This is a genomic window from Psychrobacter sp. T6-1, assembly GCF_052258445.1.
Map to the genome: position 1 here is coordinate 1 of NZ_JBQQFC010000568.1, position 987 is coordinate 987.

A 987-nucleotide genomic window follows, 5' to 3' on the forward strand; every position below is an offset into this window, starting at 1 on the left:
GTGCGCGACTCTGTGCATATCTTGATGGAGGGTACACCTAGTAACATATCACTGGTCAATGTTGAGCAGCAGCTAGTGGCGCATCCGCAAGTACAAAAGGTACATGATCTGCATGTTTGGAGCATTACCAGTGGTCTTAATGCGCTATCTTGTCACGTGGTTGTCGACGGTGATATGAGCATCTCAGAGTCTAATCTACTTATTGTTGCGCTTGAGCAAAGGCTATTAGATTTGGGCATTCATCACGTGACCATTCAAGTGGAGAGCTCATCGCATCTGCAAACACAAACTCATACTGATGCCCTAGTATGCGATATCTCAGAGCGCCCTGTTGATGTCAGTCATGCCGGGCATAATCACTGATGCTATATTCTTTGATTAATTTGCATAAAATCTACGCAGCATTAGGCGTCTGTGCTAGCATTATTTATTAGATACATATTTATCAGACCACTTTTAGAGCTTTATATCTTATTCCAAACGGACCATTAAGACCATGTCTAGACGCTCAGCGCCCTTTGTCGCTCCCGACTACATTGACGACCCTGTCTCAAAGGACGGCAAAAAACAGTCTAAGGCTCTGCTATCCACACTGCAAGAGGACATCTCAAGCTTTCGTGATGAGCAGTTCCCGCCTGATATCTTGCGTCAGGTTCGTGACATGCCGATATATGAAGGCAATTTGGCTGAAGTGCAAGCTTATCAGCAGCGTTGGCAACCCCTTATCGAGCGTGCTATGGCGTTTTATCCCGCCGCTTACCTGCCACCCGATCACCTGCCATTGCCCGCAAGTCTTGAGATTCCACAATTTATCTATCATGTCCAGCGCTTGCATTTGACTAAAACGCGCGCCAAGGAATCCAAAAGCTTTGGCTCAGTAGGTGCATTAACTGACAAGTGCGGCGAGTACAGCGCTGATGAATTGACACGTATGAGCGCAATTCTAGACGGTGACGATGAGGCCCGGTTAGTAGCGCATCGTGAGTT

At 47.0% G+C, this 987-nt stretch carries 2 protein-coding genes; both read left to right on the forward strand.

What is annotated here, in order from left to right:
- The coding region (locus tag ACTXGO_RS14635; RefSeq protein WP_443575034.1) for a cation transporter dimerization domain-containing protein at positions 1 to 363 on the forward strand (363 nt) is incomplete at its 5' end.
- 133 nt (positions 364 to 496) lie between these two features.
- Positions 497 to 987, forward strand: a 491-nt coding sequence (locus ACTXGO_RS14640) for a hypothetical protein (protein WP_443575035.1), incomplete at its 3' end; no start/stop codon positions are given.